The organism is Pseudoalteromonas sp. APC 3358 (assembly GCF_030408075.1).
Classification (GTDB): domain Bacteria; phylum Pseudomonadota; class Gammaproteobacteria; order Enterobacterales; family Alteromonadaceae; genus Pseudoalteromonas; species Pseudoalteromonas arctica.
Genome location: NZ_JASDCE010000004.1, coordinates 319,314 through 334,525 on the forward strand (window position 1 = coordinate 319,314; position 15,212 = coordinate 334,525).

Sequence of the window (15,212 nt, forward strand, 5' to 3'; positions counted from 1 at the left end):
TAATATTTATCACCTACAAGGTGTTTTTAAGTGGCAAAGTGATTTATTAGCTAGCTAAACTTAAAAACACACTTGGTTACGACCTTGCATTTTGGACTCATACATTTTTTCATCTGCGATCTGCAAGGTGTTTTTGTTATTTACATACGGTTTTAGGGTTGCACCGCCAATACTAATAGTCACAAAGTCATATTCTGAATATCTGTGTAATATTCCTAAATCGACCACATTTTGTTTAATTTTATCAGCAACACAAATCGCACCTTCAGTGCTTGTATGCGGTAGAACAACTACAAACTCTTCGCCGCCGTAACGCGCAACAAAATCGGTTGGCCTTTGCAAACTATTAGTAATAGTTTGTGCAACAAGGTTTAAAACCGTATCGCCTTGCACATGACCATAAAGATCGTTGTATTGCTTAAAGTAATCTATATCGATGAGTAATAGTGCATAGTCGACTTTTTCTCGTAAGGCACTTCGTTCCATTTTAGAAAAATGCGCATCAAAATAACGACGATTGAATACCTTTGTTAAATCATCTAGAAATACTTTTTGATTGAGTAAGTCATGTTGTAATTTTAACGTTATATGCGCACGAACTCTTCTAAATAATGTTTCTTTTTTAATCGGCTTTTTAATAAAATCGACAGCTCCGGCTTCCCAGCACTCTTCTTCTTGATTTTCAAAGGATGTAACAAAAATAACGGGGATATCTTGTGTTTCAGTATTATTTTTTAATTTTAAGCATGTTTCAATTCCGCTCATCCCACCCATATTAATATCGAGTAGGATAATATCAGGTAAATCAACATTACAAATTTCTATCGCCTCTTCACCACTTCCAGCAGTTGTCACATTAAAATGCTCTGATAATATTTTTTTTAATACAATTAAGCTTAATAGCTGATCGTCAACGACAAGTACCTTAGAGCTCTTTAAGCTTAATTTCAATTGGTGGTCAGAGTAATTTATAGGCATGGTACAACTGTTTTGTTTTTTTAATTAAACACACCCTATATCACTATATTTTATTATGCAAATGTTAATAAATTAAAATTATACTTATTAGTTACTAATAAAAATGATTTATGGTGAATCTTTAATGCATAAAAACAAAAAATGAGCCACTTGGGCTCATTTTAAAACTTCGAACACTTAATTAAATTAAGTGTTATTCGTCATCATCTAAATCTAACTGTTGACGTTGAGCAGGTCGAGCTAAAATCTCTACATAGAAAGAGGTCAAACCTTGCTTTTCAATTTCGCCAATTTGGTTACTTAATTCAGCAACGTGCACAACTTGCGCATCTTCAGCTGTGTTACCAAACTTACAGTCAAATGCCCAATAGTCAGCATCTTCAGGTAGCGTTTTATTACGCTCTCTTTTCAAATATTTTTTCACTTCGTGCTTTGCAGCATCAACCATACGAGGGTATTTGATTTTCTCGTGATTTAGCGTGAATGTTTTCTTCATTACGTTCCTAATTACCTTGGTTTAATGATAATGGCATTTCATGTCATACCATTTGACGCCATTATAGCAACTGCATTTAATTTTTGGATGCTTTTTTTTCATTAAATCAATTATTAGCAAATATATAAAGCATACCCGTTATAAAGCATATATTAACTGTTGATTATTACAATGATATATCACACTGCAATAAGCTGAAGTGGTTGATGTAGTGCATCATTATTAAGGCTGTCGTAAAAAGCTGCTGCATCTATAGGAGGATTAGCAAGTTGTGTTTGTTCGCTTTTAATTCTTCTTCTGACAACAAGCTCACAGTTATCTATTATATTAAGTGGAATATGCTTATCATCATTTCTAATCGCAAGTGGTTCAGGGCTTAAGCATTGTCTTAACTTAATACTTGTCATACCGCAGCGCGCTCCTTCTTGAGATATTAATGATGCATTAAATTGTCCAACCAACATATTATATTCATCAGGGGCTAAAAGTTGCTTTGGACCTGCGCCAAATTGCTTTCTTAACGCCTCTTCTTCTATAACTAAATTATCTATTTCAGTTTTTGGTAAATGAAATTGACTAAAGTCGAGTGCGTCATGTGACAGCATCGCTAATAATAGTGCAAATTCGCCACGGCGATTTTCATGCACACTATTATTGAGTCTACTGTTTAACTGACTCTCTGTGATTAACAAATCATCTATTTGCATAGTCTTTAGCCGATTGTGGTAACTGATAGATATTTATCGGCTTTATTTCAATTTTCTTTAGCTTTTTTCTTTACTTAAATACGCAATTTGCTATTATCAGCGCCGTTGCATTGGAGGGGTTCCCGAGCGGCCAAAGGGATCAGACTGTAAATCTGACGGCTCAGCCTTCGCTGGTTCGAATCCAGCTCCCTCCACCACTTTTCTTACCGCTAAGTTAAGTGGGGCCAAATGCAATAAAATTAGTGTGGAGGGGTTCCCGAGCGGCCAAAGGGATCAGACTGTAAATCTGACGGCTCAGCCTTCGCTGGTTCGAATCCAGCTCCCTCCACCACTTCTCTACTATTCCTATATTCCTATATTCCTATATTCCTATATTCCTATATTCCTATATTCCTATATTCCTATATTCCTATATTCCTATATTCCTATATTCCTATATTCCTATATTCCTATATTCCTATATTCAGTAACATCAAAACACCCACTGTAAACTCATACCATTTTGTTTTAACCAATTAGATGATGTTTTGTAATCGGGGAAAAACGCCTCTACTCGCTGCCAAAAAGCTTTGCTATGATTTAAATACTTTAAATGGGCAAGCTCATGAACAATCACATAATCTATAGCGTGGTAAGGAGCACCTATAAGATGTAAATTAAAAGTGAGTTCTCGCTTGCTATTACAACTCCCCCACTTTCGTTTATAAACACCTATTTTTAAATCATTTGGCAACTCTTCACCCATTTGAGTACAGAAATACGCTAAACGCATTTCTATGTAAGCAATAAGCTGCTCTTTTAAATAAGTCTCTAATAGCTGTCGATACTTTTGATTAGTGTTTTTAACTCGAGGAGATATTGTAATAAGTAAGTGGTCATCATACGGGGTTACTTTGGAATCTTGGCCTGAGTCCAATTTCAAATAAATAGTTTCTGAAAAAACACTTATTTTTTTAGATTCAAAAGGGTACTGCTTAGTGTCATCAATTGACAATTGTTTTTTTAATTGTTCTGCAACCCACTCTTGTTTGTCAACTAACCAAGTATCAATGTGTTTTTTTGCGACAAAATGTGGCGCATACACAGTTACCTTTTGACTATGCACTTTTATTGCGACTGTTTTGCGTCTAGTACTCTTTTTTAGTTGATATTCAAACACGACTTAAACTCTAAATATAGCATCCGTTTATATAATCCATATTACCATCAATTTTAAACTCTTAAGCATAAAGTCGCACTTAACTCCTAATCCGCTTTATTATAATAAGCTAGAGATTGAGCCGTCTGTTTTCTTTGAATTGAAAGTTAAATCACTTTATTTACTTCAATAACAAAACAATAAATAAATTTGCTTAAAATTCGTCACTTTATAGCGCGATTAGAAATAACGGTTCATTTATTAGTAAATTAGATTAAACTTGTAAAATAAAGATTATATTTCGAGCCGTTATGCTATCAGCTTTCTTCATTACAGACCAAGATCCAAGCCTAATACTTAATGGGGTTTACGACCCTCTTCTAGTCTCAATGTCTGTATTAATAGCCATTTTTGCTGCTTTTTTTACTACTAAGCTCATTGATTTAGCAAAAGAGACTAAATTCCCTCGTTATCAACGTTTAGCAAATATAACTGCAGCAACTGTATTTTCTTCTGGTATTTGGAGTATGCACTTTATAGGTATGTTAGCTTTTTCGCTATGTACTAATATAAGCTACGATCCAACAATCACACTACTCTCTTTTCTTCCTGCTTTATTAGCATGTCAGTATGCGGTATCAATACTTGTAAATAGTGATGGAAACTTTAGAGTGCTCAGCATTTGCTCCATCTTACTTGGGGCTGGTATTGGTACAATGCATTACAGCGGTATGGCTGCAATGGAGCTTTCCCCAATGTTGCGCTATGACCCACTGACCTTTGGCCTTTCAATTTTAGTTGCCGTCGCTCTTTCGTTTATAGCGTTATATAGCCGCTTTAATCTTGAAAAATTTTTTCCAAAATTATCATACCTACAAAATAGAGCCATCAGCGCTATTATATTAGGCTTTGCTGTTGCTGCTATGCATTATATGGGCATGGCATCTACACGCTTTGTTGCAACATCCCCTCTTTTATATGACGACGCAAATGCTTCTGCTGGGCTCACTTTTGTAGCCATCGCGGTTGCAACTGCAACGATTGCCATTACAAGCGTAGTAGCGGTACTTAATGGCATGGTCAGATATAAAATGTTACTTGAAGAAAAGTCAGCCGACGAGTCTCGCTTAAACGCAATTTTAGGCACAGCCATTGATGGAATCGTAACGATTGATCACACCGGCATTATTTTGAGCTTTAACGAATCAGCCAGTAAAATTTTTGGCTGGCACGAAAATGAAGTACAAAATCATAATATTAAAATGCTAATGGATGATGCTATCGCGATGCATCACGATAGCTACCTTTCTAAAGCTAAAAATATTGATTTAGGTAAAGTAATCGGTGTTAACCGTGAAATTTTTGCAAAGCATAAAAATGGCCACTTATTCCCGATTCGTTTGGGGATTGGAGAAGTTAATCAGCCAGGGCAAAATCCTCTATACGTAGGCTTCATAACAGACTTATCAGAGCAACGAGCTTTACAAAAAAGCCTTGAAGAAAAAGAGCAAAAGTATCGCTCTTTAATGGATAACATGCCAGGTGTGGCTTTTAGGTGTAAATTTGATGATAACTGGACCATGCTTTTTATCAGCCCGAGCATCAACGAGTTAACGGGTTATAACCCTAATGAATTTACTGAACATTGCATTGAATTTAATGATCTAGTTTTAAAATCAGACCAGCAACCTATTGTAGATGCCGTCACAAAAGCCGTAGAAGAAAAACGTCAGTATTCAATCGAATACAGAATTCGCCACAGAAGCGGTAAAATCTTATGGCTTTTAGATAAAGGCAGCATCGACTTTGATACCCAAGGCCAAGCAAAGTGGATTGATGGTGTTTTAGTTGATATTACAGAACGCAAAGAATATGAAGAAAAACTAGAGCAAGCTAAATTTAAAGCTGAAGAAGCTGCTTATGCAAAGCAATCTTTTATGGCTAATATGAGCCATGAAATACGCACCCCAATGAATTCTATAATAGGTTTTAGTGACTTGTTAATGGATACCCCACTTGATCAAGAACAACAAAAGCATTTGGTTACCGTAAATAATGCAGCGCGTTCATTGCTTAGATTGTTAAATGAAATTCTCGATTCCGCAAAACTAGAGCGCGGTAAGCTCACTATTGAGCCAATACACTTTAGTTTAAAGCCAGTAATAGACAGTATTATTTCTACTTTTTGGTTAGAAGCTAAAAAGAAAGATTTAGAACTTAAACTTCATATTAAAGAATCAGTAAGTACGACGTACTACGGCGACCCAGATCGACTCAGGCAAGTACTTACTAATTTAATTGGTAATGCTATTAAGTTTACCGAAAAAGGCTCTGTTACAGTAACTGTTGCTATAACACAAAATCAGCATCTGTTTTTTGAAGTGCAAGATACCGGTATTGGTATTGCAAAAGATCGTATTCAAGCAGTGTTTCAACCTTTCGAACAAGCCGATGGTACTACTACTCGCCGTTTTGGTGGTACAGGTCTTGGTACTACCATAAGCAAACAACTTGTAGAGCTTATGGGCGGAACAATAAACTTAGTAAGTGAACTAGGTAAAGGTACCTGCTTTTACTTTTCATTGCCGCTTACTTTAGGTGACGAAACTAAAATAGATCATTTTGATGGTCTACACACACAACTGCCTGCACTTAGGGTGTTAGTAGTTGACGATATCGAGCAAAATACAGAGCTACTTTCTTTACTCCTGTCACGCGATCAACATGCAGTTACCAAGGCATCTAACGGACTTGAAGCGATTAAAGTATTTGAAGAACAAGACTTTGATGTCATTTTAATGGATATACATATGCCATTGTGTGATGGCATAGAGGCAACACAAAAAATAAGAGCAATAGAAAATCAAAGACAAATTAAATACACGCCAATTATCGCGCTCACAGCCAGTGTATTACAACAAGATAAGCTTACGGCTAAAAAAGCAGGCATGAATGGCTTTGCAAATAAACCCGTCGATATAAATCAGCTAAACCAAGAAATAGCACAAGTGCTTGGTCTTGGTATTGCAAAAGAAATGGTTATATCGCAAAGCGATCCTAAAGCGCAGCATATAGATTTTGAAAAAGGGTTAGCCCTTTGGGGTTCTAAATGTAAGCAACTTACAGAGATTACTAAATTTATTAGTGACAGTAATAAACGGTTCGAAACATTATTCAGTGATAAATTATCAAACATAAAAGATGTCGATAGCACCATTCACACACTTAAAGGTGTTGCTGGTAACTTAGGCCTAATAACATTAATGAAGTTATTAACCGATTTAGAGCAAAAACAAAGTGACGCTAAAGTTATTAGTACTTTAGACGATATAAAAAACGAGCTACTTGTCATCTCACAACTGCTGTCATCTAATACTTGCGATAAGCCAAGTAGTAAGCCTGAAGATAATAGTTCTGACACGCTATCAATTGATGAAATTAAGTCACTGTGTAAGACGCTTAATCAAGATGCACAAAATGCAGAATTAAATGATGAGCTACTAGCAAAACTGCAACGCGGCATACCTTCAATCTATAAAAATGAAGTTGATGATATAGCCGAGGCCTTTGATGAATTTGATTTTGATAAAGCACACGTAATACTAGAAACCTTACTTGAAAAACTAACAAACAATGAGTATTAATTAATGGATTTTACAACAGATAGGCCACGAGTATTAATTGTTGACGATGAGCCTGCAAATCTAAAAGTAATGCGCGAAGTGTTAGGTAATCAATATCGTATGTCGTTTGCTAAATCGGGTGATGCCGCATTGGCACTACTTGAAAAAGAACTACCAAAGCTAATTTTGCTCGACATAATGATGCCAGATATGAATGGGTTTGAAGTCTGCCAGCGGGTAAAAAACAATCCTAAAACGTCTCATATCCCCATTATTTTTGTGACAGCTTTGGGGGACGAAAATGATGAATTTAAAGGTTTTGAACTTGGTGCCGTAGATTATATTACTAAGCCAATAAGCCCTGCTATTGTAAGAGCTAGAGTTAAAACTCACTTATCGCTAGTGCAAGCTGAGCAATTAAAACAAGCACATGTAGATTTAGTACAACGTCTAGGCCGTGCTGCTGAATATAAAGATACTGACACTGGCGAACATATAGTGCGTATGAGCCAATACAGCAAAGTATTAGCATTAGCGCTAGGTATGGATGAGCAAAGTGCAGAGCTTTTACGCCAAGCCGCCCCAATGCACGATGTTGGGAAAATAGGTATCCCTGATGCTATCTTACTCAAGCCAGGAAAGTTAACTTCTGAAGAGTTTGAACATATGAAGAAACACGCCATAATTGGTGCACAAATATTAGCAAATTCTTCATCGCCATTATTACAACTCGCTCATAAACTTGCTATTGAACACCACGAAAAATGGGATGGTTCAGGCTATCCTAACGGGATCAAAGGCGAAGAAATATCAATTGAAGGTAGAATTGTTGCCGTTGCTGACGTTTTTGATGCTCTGACTTCAAAACGCCCTTATAAAGAGGCATGGAGTGTAGAGAAAACAGTTTTGCATATGCAAGAGCAAGCAGGAGCTCATTTTGATCCCGCTCTAATCGAACTATTCGTGAAAAAATTAGACGATATTCTTGCTATAAAAAATTCAAATCAAGAAAGCTAATTCTTTTTAGCGCTGTGAGAGCCAAGCTCAACATTTGGATAGTAAGACTTTATATAACGATAGTCATGTGACGTAATTTCATGGCTATTACCGCTTTCATCTTTAAAGTACATAGAAAACATTACACCATGATCTGCTAAAACTACTTTTATATTTAAACCCTCAAGATGATTACGCCATTGAATAAATTGATCCCCTGAGGCCAAAAATGCAATCCCTTTACTACGCCCCTCACCTTCAAAAAGTGCTAAACGAGTTGTTGAACTAGTATCTTCAAGTGTTAAAGGGCCGCGTCCGTCCTCATCCCAAAAGGCAAGCTCGGGTACTACACTAAAACCTAAAACACGCTCATACCACTTAACGGCATCAACCAAGTTATCAACATTTAAATGGCAATGATCAATCCCAGATAATTTAGGTATGCTTGTATTATTCACGTTACTCACCTATTTCTGACTTTAATTGCTCTAAAAAGTCATGCATATACCTTGTACGTCTATTCGCTTCTGCTTTAGCAGATGGCGTATTCATACTATCGGCAATATGTAATAACTTTATAAAAAAGTGATCAAGCGTGTATGTTTTATCATCAGCCTCGCGTTCAATACAAAAAGGGTCTTCTGGGTTATACAATAACCGAGAAATTGATCCGCCTACTTTCATGCATCGACTCACTCCAATAGCGCCCAATGCATCCATTCTGTCAGCATCTTGTACTATTTGCGCTTCAACTGTTTTAATTTTTATATTTGCGCTGAAACTATGAGCGGCAATTGCATGATGAATCTCATCAAAAAGTGACTCGTCATAATTAATAGATTTTAAAAATTCCAATGCCTTATCGGCTGCCATAGTAGAGGCTTTTGCACGATCAGGGTGGTTTTTAGCCACCGCCACACAGTCGTGCATCCACGCAGCAGGTAATACAACTGACATGTTTGCCTGCTCCGCATTACATAACTGTATTGCAACGCGCACCACGCGTTCTATATGGGTAATATCGTGAGCAACATCGGCATGCACTAAAGAGGTTATAAATTCTCTACATTGTGAATTAAGTATTTTTAAATCGGGGCTTAAAACGGCGTCAGGCACTATTAGGTTCCAAAAGCTAATGAATCGATAAATTATCCGTACTTTACCGTGCTTTATGCCCACCTTGCAAAACATTCATTGTATGTTGCTCCTTGCTTGACTAAAATACAGCGCTTATTTATTACTACTGAGAAGCCTTATGTCATCTGCCGTTTACCTACAAGCTGGTCGCGATAAATCATTAAAAAGAAAACACCCTTGGTTATTTTCAAAAGCCATCAAAAAAATTAAAGGTAAACCTGGATTAGGCGACACAGTAACGATTCACGATAGCGAAGGTAAGTTTTTAGCAACTGCTGCTTACAGCCCTCACTCACAAATTCGCGCACGTGTTTGGAGCTTTGACGAAAAAGAAGTAATCGATCAAAACTTTTTTGAACGCCGTTTACGCCGCTCATTAGAAGCACGTAGCCAAGTAATAGAAGAAGGCGGATTAACAGGGTTTCGATTATGTGCTGCGGAGTCTGATTACTTACCAGGCGTTACAATCGATAAGTTTGATAACGTGTTAGTGTGTCAGCTATTAAGTGCCGGTGCTGAGCGTCATAAAGGCGAGATTGTTGGCGCGTTGATGTCTATTTTCCCAGGCTCTAGCATATACGAGCGCTCAGACGTAGAAGTACGCACTAAAGAAGGCTTAGAGCCAATAAAAGGCGCTCTTTGGGGTAACGAACCAACACAGCCGGTACTTATTGAGGAAAACGGTTTTAAAATTGAAGTCGATATAATTGATGGACATAAAACGGGCTTTTATTTAGACCAGCGCGATAGCCGCGCCGCACTTGAGCGTTTTTCAAAGGGTAAAACGGTACTTAACTGTTTTAGTTATACAGGTACATTTTCGTTGTACGCCCTGCGTGGTGGATGTGAGCATGTAACTAACGTAGATGTATCTCAACCCGCTTTAGATACAGCAAAACGTAATGTTGAGCATAATAACTTAGATTTAAATAAAGTAAGTTTTGTTAAGCAGGATGTATTTAAGTTACTACGCCAATACCGCGACGAAGGTAGACAGTTTGATACCATCGTAATGGACCCACCAAAGTTTGCTGATAATAAAGCGCAGCTAACCGGCGCGTGTCGTGGTTACAAAGATATCAACATGATTGCCATGCAAATACTAAAACCAGGTGGAACATTACTAACGTTCTCATGCTCTGGTTTAATGGAACAAAACTTATTTCAAAAAGTAGTAGCCGATGCAGCACTTGATGCAGGTAAAGACCTACTTATAATGGAGCGATTAAACCAGGCAGCTGATCACCCAATTGCTGGCAGCTACCCTGAAGGCTTTTATTTAAAAGGCTTAATCTGTAAGGTTTTTTAATATCTACTATTGAGTTTAACTGGATTCAAGTTAGTTAAACTGAATGATTTCAAGACCTGCTGTTACCGTGCCATCATCTTCTTTGCTGGCACGTATTACTTTTGCTGTTGCATTTAAAGGCGCAATACTTGGGTGAGTCGAATCAATGTTCACCGTCAGTAATGTATTAGGTTCAAGTAATTCATCTAAATGAATTGATAAACCTGTTGCACTTAAATCCACGCACTCTGCGGCAAAACTTAAACCCGCTATTGGTTCTATCGTTGTTAAATTTGCAGGTGTATTGATCTGCATGCGTCTAAAATTTCGCTTATCATCAGTAAACATACGTTACCTCTAAAAAACCGTGTTAATTTCTTCCAACAAAGCACCCACTGAAAATGGCTTTACAACATATGCGTTACAACCAGCGTCAAACCCCGCTTGTTTTTCAGATGGAGACTCTAGGCCCGATACCATAACAACAGGAATATTTTTTGTTTCAGGTGTGTGTTTTAGCATTCGGCATGTATCATAACCATCAAGACCAGGCATACAAACATCAAGCAAAATTATATCTGGCGGACTCGCAATTGCCGATGCAAGACAGCTTTGTCCTGAATCTGCATAACTAACATCAAATTTCGACGCGAGTGCTGCTTTGAGCATTTCAAAATTAAAATACTCGTCGTCTACCACTAAAAGTCGCTTTGTTTTATGTTCAATCGATGAGGACATAACTATGTCACTTCCTTTTCAAAACAAAAATAAATCCTCCTATTAAGGTACTAAGCTTAATAGAAAATGCAAGTTTTATTCTATCTCTTTTATCGCATTAAGTACTCGCTTAGCCGAAATTGGGTAAGGAGTTCCAAGCGTTTGAGCAAATAGCGACACTCTAAGCTCTTGTTGCATCCAAAAAATAGCGGTTACTTCTTGTGGAATAGGCAAGCCTTTAGGCGTTTTATTAACTACTTTTTTGTACTCTTGAGCAACTTTATCCAGCTCTAGTACGCATAACCTATCACGATTTGGATCCACAGGCAGCTTCTCTAAACGTTTTTGAATCGCTTTTAAATAACGAATTAAATCCGTTATTTTATCTGCGCCATGCGCGCTCACAAAACCTTTAAATATAAGTGACTCAAGCTGTGATTTTATATCGCCATGCGCGGTTATCATGGTTAAATCAACGCGCCCTTTCATTTTTTTATGCAGTGCGTGCGCAATACTTAATACTTGCTCAACTTGCGTTGCAATAGATACAACGGCATCACCGAGCTCACCTCGTATTTGCTCTTTTACTGTTTCAAATGCTTTTTCATCGCGTATATCGCCGTGTTTAACTAATAAGCTATCAACACCTGCGGCGATACAGTCATCAATTAAATCAGCTATTTTACCAAATGGGTTAAAGTACAAACCCAGCTTTGCCTTATTCGGTAAGTTTTGTTGTAAGTACTTAATTGGCGACGGCACATTTAACAATACTAAACGGCGCAAACCTTGTTGATGCGCTTGCTGCGCTTTTGCTTCACTATCAAAAAGCTCCACTGCAGCGGCTGATTTTTTATCCACCAGCGCAGGGTATGCTTTTATTTCGTATTGACCTTGTTTTTTAACATATGACGCTGGCAGCTCACCAAAATCCCATTGTGTTAGGTCTGATTTTTCAATGCCTTTATCGGCTACTTTAGACAGTGTTTCGGTTACTTCACCTTGCAGCTCTGCTTTAAGTTTGGCTAAATCAAGTCCACGAGCAAGTAACTTATCGTGTTCATCACGTACTTCAAACTGCAATCGTAAATGCGGTGCAAGCGCGGTTAAATCCCACGCCTCCATATCAACTCTCACACCTGTCATTCTTAATAAACGCGTAGCTAAAGCATCAATTAAGCTACCTTGCATTGGCTCAATAGCTGCAAGTACTGCATCTGCGTAATTTGGTGCTGGCACAAAATTACGGCGAAGCGATTTAGGCAATGACTTTATAAGCCCACTTATTAGCTCATGTCTAAATGCAGGTATATGCCAGTCAAAACCACTCTCTTGTACTTGATTCAACAGTGCTACCGGTATTTGCACCGCAACACCATCAACCGCTTGTCCTGGGTCAAAATGATAAGCAAGCGGTAATATAATATTGTCTTGCTGCCATGTGTCAGGGTAGTCAAACTCAGTGATATTACTTGCACCATGCTGCATTAGCTCTTCACGGGTCATGTGTAAGTAATGTTTATTTTGTTGTTTTTGTGTTTTATACCATTTTAAAAATGCAGCGCGGTTATTAATTTCTTTGGGTATTTTTTTATCGTAAAACTCAAATAACGTTTGCTCATCAACTAAAATATCACGACGACGAGACTTATTTTCCAGTACTTGAATATCTTCAATAAGCTCACTGTTAAATGCTAAAAAGCCCTCGTTTAAGCCCAGCTCTTGCTCAACTAATGCAGTGCGCACAAAAAGCTCTCGGCTCACTTTAGGGTCAATATTGCTATAAACACAGCGGCGTTTATTTACAACAAGTAAGCCATACAAAGTTTGCTGCTCAAACGCGATTACCGCACCTGGCTTTTTCTCCCAGTGTGGCTCTGTATAGCTGCGTTTCACTAAATGCTGTGCTAATGGTTCTACCCAGTTAATGTCTATTTTTGCATTTGTGCGGGCATATAATTTACTGGTTTCTACCAGCTCCGCTGACATGATCCATTTAGGGCTCTTTTTAAATAAACCTGAACCCGGAAAAATATGAAACTGACTATTACGTGCGCCTTTGTATATTTGCTTCTCATCTTTAAAGCCAATATGGCTCAGCATTCCGCTTAATAACGCTTTGTGAACGAGTTCGCCATCAGCCGCTTGGCTGGTTGCCTTCATACCCATTTCGTTACACACAGTACTTATTTGATAAACAATATCTTGCCACTCACGCAGGCGCATATAGGCTAGGAAATCTTTTTGACACAGCTTTCTAAACTGGCCATTAGTCAGCTCGCTTTGCTGCTCTTCTAGGTAATTCCATAAGTTCAAAAAAGCGATAAAGTCTGAATCTGGGTCGTCAAAGCGACTGTGTTTTTCATTGGCTGCAGCACGTTTTTCTTGCGGGCGTTCGCGTGGATCTTGAATCGACAGTGCTGCCACAATAACAATCACTTCTCGCAATGCGCCAAGTTTGTGAGCGGTGAGCACCATTTTGGCTAAACGTGGGTCAACGGGTAATCGGCTGAGTTCTCTACCTGAAGCGGTTAAACTCGTTTTACTATCACGTTTGTCTGGTTTTACTGCTTGTAGTTCTTCTAATAACGATAAACCATCACTTATATTACGGCTATCTGGTGCTTGCACAAACGGAAATTGCGCCATATCACCAAGCCCGAGTGCCAACATTTGTAAAATAACTGAGGCAAGATTAGTACGCAGTATTTCAGGGTCGGTAAACTCTGGGCGCGATAAAAAATCATCCTCAGAGTACAAGCGAATACAAATACCCGCTTCAACACGTCCACAACGACCCATACGCTGATTAGCACTTGCTTGCGATATAGGTTCTATTGGCAGGCGCTGAACTTTTGTACGATAACTGTAGCGGCTTATACGCGCAGTACCTGGATCTATGACATAACGAATACCCGGCACGGTTAGTGACGTTTCGGCTACGTTGGTCGATAAAATAATATGACGACGAGAATGTGGCGCAAATATACGGTTTTGCTCTGCGTTAGATAAGCGCGAGTAAAGTGGTAATACATCAGTGTGTTTTAAATTACGCTTGCTAAGTGCATCAGCGGTATCGCGTATTTCACGCTCACCGTTTAAAAATATCAGTATGTCGCCAGGACCTTCCGCGCACAGCTCGTCAACAGCATCAAAAATACCTTGTAGCTGATCGCCCTCGGCTTCCATATCTTCTTTATTAATATCGGCCGTTGGGTTGTAACGTACATCAACAGGGAAAGTACGACCCGATACTTCTATAATGGGCGCATCATCAAAATGCTTTGAAAAGCGCTCAGGATCGATGGTTGCAGACGTAATTATTATTTTTAGATCGGGACGTTTTGGAAGTAGGTTTTTTAAGTAACCTAAAATAAAGTCGATGTTTAAACTACGCTCGTGCGCTTCATCTATAATTATGGTGTCGTATTGGTTTAAAAATCGATCTTGCTGAATTTCTGCCAGTAAAATACCGTCAGTCATTAATTTAACGTACGTATTATTAGAAACCTGATCGCTAAAACGAATTTTAAAACCGACTTGCTGACCAAGTTCGCACTTCATTTCTTCAGCAATACGGTTAGCCACCGTTCGCGCTGCTAATCGGCGTGGTTGAGTATGGCCTATTAAGCCATCAACACCACGGCCAAGCTCTAAACACATTTTAGGTATTTGAGTTGTTTTACCTGAGCCCGTCTCACCTGCAATAATAACCACTTGGTTATTTGCAATGGCGTCTTTAATTGTTTCCTTTTTTTGACTTACTGGCAATTGCTCAGGGTAAGTCACTTTAGGAAGGCCCGCTAAGCGTTTATCACGTAATTCTTGGCTACGGGTTATATCAGCCGCTATTTTTTCAAGCGCGTTGGCATGCTTGTTTTCATCCGTTATTTTTTTTACACCATGTAAGCGTTTTTTGAAAATGAATTGATCTTTTTTCAAGCACGTTTTTAGCTCGCCAAACAACTGACCTAGGTTTACCACCCGCATACCTTATAAAATTAGTTAAAGAGCCATAATTGTATCAAATTAAACGGCCGGGGTTAATCCTACAAAATGCATAACACGGGGTTGTTTGTTATATAAACGCTGCGATTCACCTAAACTGCGAATAATAAATCTATCTCAAGCA

Annotated in this window: 12 protein-coding genes and 2 tRNA genes; 5 read left to right on the plus strand and 9 right to left on the minus strand. The window is 38.3% G+C overall.

What is annotated here, in order from left to right:
* Positions 1–60: 60 nt before the first annotated feature.
* The 3 genes from QL995_RS08695 to QL995_RS08705 all read right to left on the minus strand — a co-directional run bounded on the left by QL995_RS08695 (position 61) and on the right by QL995_RS08705 (position 2,181).
* The gene (locus tag QL995_RS08695; RefSeq protein ID WP_290293994.1) at positions 61–978 is read right to left on the minus strand and encodes a diguanylate cyclase; all 918 of its coding nucleotides are present in this window, start codon (positions 976–978) and stop codon (positions 61–63) included.
* A gap of 193 nt (positions 979–1,171) precedes the next feature.
* Entirely contained in the window at positions 1,172–1,474 is a 303-nt protein-coding gene (locus QL995_RS08700; RefSeq protein WP_002961433.1) for a DUF6172 family protein, read from the minus strand.
* Between the two features lie 179 nt (positions 1,475–1,653).
* Positions 1,654–2,181 carry a VC2046/SO_2500 family protein gene (locus QL995_RS08705; RefSeq protein WP_290293995.1) on the minus strand — a complete coding sequence of 176 codons (528 nt, stop codon included), beginning with the start codon at positions 2,179–2,181 and terminating at the stop codon, positions 1,654–1,656.
* A 112-nt stretch (positions 2,182–2,293) separates the two neighbouring features.
* Here QL995_RS08705 and QL995_RS08710 point away from each other — a divergent pair.
* Positions 2,294–2,378 (plus strand) — tRNA-Tyr (locus tag QL995_RS08710).
* 49 nt (positions 2,379–2,427) lie between these two features.
* Positions 2,428–2,512: transfer RNA gene (locus tag QL995_RS08715), tRNA-Tyr, on the plus strand.
* A gap of 141 nt (positions 2,513–2,653) precedes the next feature.
* Here QL995_RS08715 and QL995_RS08720 read toward each other — a convergent pair.
* A complete protein-coding gene (locus QL995_RS08720; protein ID WP_290293996.1) occupies positions 2,654–3,340 on the minus strand; it encodes a SprT family zinc-dependent metalloprotease in 687 nt (228 codons plus the stop codon).
* A gap of 290 nt (positions 3,341–3,630) precedes the next feature.
* Between QL995_RS08720 and QL995_RS08725 the strand changes: the two genes are divergently transcribed.
* Together QL995_RS08725 and QL995_RS08730 are read left to right on the plus strand one after the other, a co-directional pair.
* A complete protein-coding gene (locus tag QL995_RS08725) occupies positions 3,631–6,963 on the plus strand; it encodes an MHYT domain-containing protein (protein WP_290293997.1) in 3,333 nt (1,110 codons plus the stop codon).
* Positions 6,964–6,966: 3 nt separating this feature from the next.
* Positions 6,967–7,959 (plus strand): two-component system response regulator, encoded by a 993-nt coding sequence (locus tag QL995_RS08730; RefSeq protein ID WP_007581075.1) that lies wholly within the window; start codon positions 6,967–6,969, stop codon positions 7,957–7,959.
* Here QL995_RS08730 and QL995_RS08735 read toward each other — a convergent pair.
* Both QL995_RS08735 and QL995_RS08740 read right to left on the minus strand, forming a co-directional pair.
* Positions 7,956–8,396, minus strand: coding sequence for a VOC family protein (locus QL995_RS08735; protein ID WP_290293998.1), 441 nt, complete (start codon positions 8,394–8,396; stop codon positions 7,956–7,958). The two genes, QL995_RS08730 and QL995_RS08735, sit on opposite strands and share 4 nt — an antisense overlap.
* Before the next feature lies 1 nt (position 8,397).
* Positions 8,398–9,054, minus strand: a complete 657-nt coding sequence (locus QL995_RS08740) for an HD domain-containing protein (protein ID WP_010555081.1) — start codon at positions 9,052–9,054, stop codon at positions 8,398–8,400.
* Positions 9,055–9,193: 139 nt separating this feature from the next.
* On the opposite strand from QL995_RS08740, the gene QL995_RS08745 reads away from it, so the two are divergent.
* Positions 9,194–10,384 carry a class I SAM-dependent methyltransferase gene (locus QL995_RS08745; protein ID WP_007581068.1) on the plus strand — a complete coding sequence of 397 codons (1,191 nt, stop codon included), beginning with the start codon at positions 9,194–9,196 and terminating at the stop codon, positions 10,382–10,384.
* A gap of 30 nt (positions 10,385–10,414) precedes the next feature.
* Here QL995_RS08745 and QL995_RS08750 read toward each other — a convergent pair whose 3' ends face one another.
* The 3 genes from QL995_RS08750 to hrpA all read right to left on the minus strand — a co-directional run bounded on the left by QL995_RS08750 (position 10,415) and on the right by hrpA (position 15,064).
* The gene (locus tag QL995_RS08750) at positions 10,415–10,711 is read right to left on the minus strand and encodes a PilZ domain-containing protein (RefSeq protein WP_007581065.1); all 297 of its coding nucleotides are present in this window, start codon (positions 10,709–10,711) and stop codon (positions 10,415–10,417) included.
* Positions 10,712–10,720: 9 nt separating this feature from the next.
* Complete coding sequence (locus QL995_RS08755) at positions 10,721–11,101, minus strand: response regulator (RefSeq protein WP_007581064.1); 381 nt, start codon at positions 11,099–11,101, stop codon at positions 10,721–10,723.
* A 75-nt stretch (positions 11,102–11,176) separates the two neighbouring features.
* On the minus strand, positions 11,177–15,064 hold the full coding sequence (gene hrpA / locus QL995_RS08760; RefSeq protein WP_290294000.1) for an ATP-dependent RNA helicase HrpA: 3,888 nt from the start codon (positions 15,062–15,064) through the stop codon (positions 11,177–11,179).
* Positions 15,065–15,212 lie beyond the last annotated feature (148 nt).